Source organism: Magnetococcales bacterium, assembly GCA_015231925.1.
GTDB lineage: Bacteria > Pseudomonadota > Magnetococcia > Magnetococcales > JADGAQ01 > JADGAQ01.
Genome location: JADGAQ010000311.1, coordinates 1 through 3,054, shown reverse-complemented (window position 1 = coordinate 3,054; position 3,054 = coordinate 1). Strand labels below are relative to the sequence as shown.

3 protein-coding genes are annotated in these 3,054 nt (G+C 62.5%); 2 read left to right on the top strand and 1 reads right to left on the bottom strand.

What is annotated here, in order from left to right:
- Together HQL56_19225 and HQL56_19220 are read left to right on the top strand one after the other, a co-directional pair.
- Positions 1 to 1,458 (top strand): DUF4118 domain-containing protein (locus tag HQL56_19225; GenBank protein MBF0311649.1); only part of this gene is annotated, 1,458 nt, incomplete at its 5' end.
- A gap of 168 nt (positions 1,459 to 1,626) precedes the next feature.
- Complete coding sequence (locus HQL56_19220) at positions 1,627 to 2,334, top strand: response regulator (GenBank protein MBF0311648.1); 708 nt, start codon at positions 1,627 to 1,629, stop codon at positions 2,332 to 2,334.
- A gap of 4 nt (positions 2,335 to 2,338) precedes the next feature.
- On the opposite strand, the gene HQL56_19215 is transcribed toward HQL56_19220, so the two are convergent.
- Positions 2,339 to 2,953, bottom strand: coding sequence for a TrkH family potassium uptake protein (locus tag HQL56_19215; protein ID MBF0311647.1), 615 nt, complete (start codon positions 2,951 to 2,953; stop codon positions 2,339 to 2,341).
- Between the last annotated feature and the right edge of the window lie 101 nt (positions 2,954 to 3,054).

Here is a 3,054-nt window from a genome sequence, read left to right as displayed (position 1 = left end):
CATCTTCTGACCCCTGCCGACACGGTCATGCTCTACCTCCTGCCCATCATGGCGGTGGCCTTCCGCTATGGGCAAAAACCCTCCCTGTCCGCCTCCGCCCTCTCCGTCGCCGCCTACGACTTCTTCTTCGTGCAACCCTACTACACCTTCTCGGTTGCCGAGCCGCAGCACATTCTGACCTTCGCCATCCTCTTCGGGGTGGGCCTGCTCATCAGCGGCCTGATGGCGCGCATTCGTCGCCAGGAGCAGAACGCCCGGGACCGGGAGGCTCAAACCGATGCCTTGCACCACCTGAGCCGGGAGATGATGTCCATTCGGGAGGTGGACACCGCCTCCCGGATCATCACCCGTCAGGCCCAGGCCATTTTCGGCGGCGAAGCGGCCCTCTATCTGGAAGGAACGGGCGGCGAACGGCTTCTCGCCTCGGCCTGTCCCGAGACATTTCGACCCGACGCCCTGTCCGAACAGACCATGAGCTGGAGCGGACGCCACGGTCGGGCCGCCGGACGCGGCACCGTCAATCAGCCCGGAGGGGAGATCACCTGTCTGCCTCTGGCCACCTCCCGCACCCTGGGGGTCCTGGCACTGCGCATCGCGGAGCAGCGCTTCTTCGATGTCGATTACAGCCATTTTCTGGAATCTTTCGCCCGGCAGGCCAGTCTGGCCATCGACCGGGCCCGCTTGAGCGAGGAGGCGGGCGCCATCGCCATTCGCGCCAAGGCCGAAGAGCTGCGCAGCGCCCTGTTGAGCATGGCCTCCCACGATCTGCGCACACCGTTGGCGGCCATCACCGGCGCCGGAACCACCCTGCGGGACGACCGGGGCGCCCTGGACGAAACCCAACGCATCGAACTGCTGGAGACGCTCTGTTCCGAAGCGGAACGCATGGAGCGACTGATCGCCAACCTTCTGGACATGGTGCGCCTCGAATCCGGAGGCTGCCACCTGCGCCGCGAATGGGTGCCCTTCGAGGAGCTGGTGGGCTCCGCCCTGGCCCGGCTGGAAAAACGCTGTCAGGATCGACCCATCTCGGTGCAGGTGGACGAATCGGCAGCCATGGGTCATGTCGATCCGATATTCTTCGAACAGGTATTGCTTAACCTGTTGGATAATGCCATCAAATATACTCCCCCCGGATCCCCCATCTTTCTCGAGGTGACGGGCGGAACGGAGGAGGTCAACATCCGGGTGATGGATCAGGGACCCGGCCTGCCCCCCGGCGAGGAGGCCCGGCTCTTTGAAAAGTTCACCCGAGGCAACACCTCCGGCATCCCCGGTTCGGGTCTGGGGCTGGCCATCTGCCAGGGAGTCGTCCTGGCCCACGGCGGCACCATCCGGGCCGGGAACCGGGAAGCGGGCGGGGCCGAGTTTCACATCGTCCTGCCCCAACCACCGCTGCCCGCCGAATGGCTGCTGGTGGAACAGGGAGGCGTTCCGGCACCGGATATTGGAGAATAAGCCAACGGGAAAACCCTTCTGGAATATAAATTTAAGTTCAAAACAGATAAGTCAAAGGATAGAACATTTTCTTTTTTTGATTTTTTAAGGATAACATATTGAAAGTAAAAGGACTTAATAATAAAACCCCTTGATTGCGGGAGTTTCCCAACTCCCTCGGAGAATCCCATGACGGATAAAGGATGCCGCGTTCTGGTCGTGGAAGACGAGCTGCAAATGCGCCGTTTCCTGCGCACGGCCCTCTCCGCGCGGGATTTCGACGTCAGCGAGGCGGAAACCTTGCGGGATACCCGTCTGGCGGTGACCGCCCACCCGCCGGAGATCATCCTGCTGGATTTGGGATTGCCGGACGGGGATGGCATCGATTTCGTCCGGGAGTTGCGGGAGTGGAGCGCCATCCCCCTCATCGTCATCTCGGCGCGGGGACGGGAGGACGACAAGGTGGCCGCCCTCGATGCGGGAGCCGACGACTACTTGACCAAACCCTTCGGGGTCAACGAGTTGATGGCCCGCATCCGGGTGGCCTTGCGCCATGCCGTCGGCCTGCAAAGCAACATCTCGGTGGATGCGGTTCTGGAGGTGGGCCCCCTGCGCATCGATCCCTCCCGACGGGAGGTGCAGGTGGGCGGCGCGGCAGTCACCCTGACCCCCATCGAATACCGGCTGTTGCTGCACATGGCCCGCAACGCCGGGCGGGTCCTGACCCATCGCCAGTTGCTCAAGGAGGTCTGGGGCCCCTCCTACGCCCACCAGACCCACACCCTGCGGGTCTTCATGGCCCAGTTGCGCCGCAAGATGGAGGCCGATCCCGCCCGCCCCCAGCTCCTCATGACGGAGATGGGGGTGGGTTACCGGCTGCGGGATTTTCGGGAATAAGGGGTTACACCCCTCTCCAAAAGCGCGGGAAGAAGAGAATCAACACGGTGAACAGCTCCAGCCGGCCCGCGATCATGGTCACGGTCAACAGAAGCTTGCCCACATCGGGGACGAAGGCATAGTTCTCCACCGGCCCCACCTTGGCGATGCCGGGACCGACGTTGGCAATGCAGGCCAGAGAGGCGGAATAAGCCGTGGTGAAGTCGAGGCCCACCGCCGCAAGCACGATCACCGACAGCAGCATGACGAAGAGAAACACCACCACCATGATCAGGCTGCCCTCCATGACCTCGGGGGCGATGGCCACTCCGGCGTATTTGGGCACGATGATGCGCCGGGGAGAGATCAACCGGTCCAGAATCGCCTTGAACAGCTCCCACACCATCACCAGCCGCACCACCTTGATACCGCCTGCGGTCGAACCAGCCATGCCACCGATCACCATCAGATTGAGCAGGATGACCTGCAAAAAGAGGGGCCACTTGGCGAAGTCGTCGTTGGCATAACCGGTGGTGGTCATGATGGAGATCACATTGAAAAAGGCATGGCGCATGGCCACTTCCAGCTCCTTGCCCTGCTCCAGCATCAACACCACCCCACAGGCCAACCCCACCACCACGATGATGGCCAGGTAGGTGACCAGCTCCGGATCCTTGAAGACCCCCCCAATCCTTGCGGTAGATCAACCGGTAGTGCAGCAGGAAGTTGGCCCCCGCTACG

What these genes read in the sequence shown, in the direction of transcription:
- HQL56_19220 (MBF0311648.1), top strand. Translation starts at nt 1,627, where the DNA reads ATGACGGATAAAGGATGCCGCGTTCTGGTCGTGGAAGACGAGCTGCAA.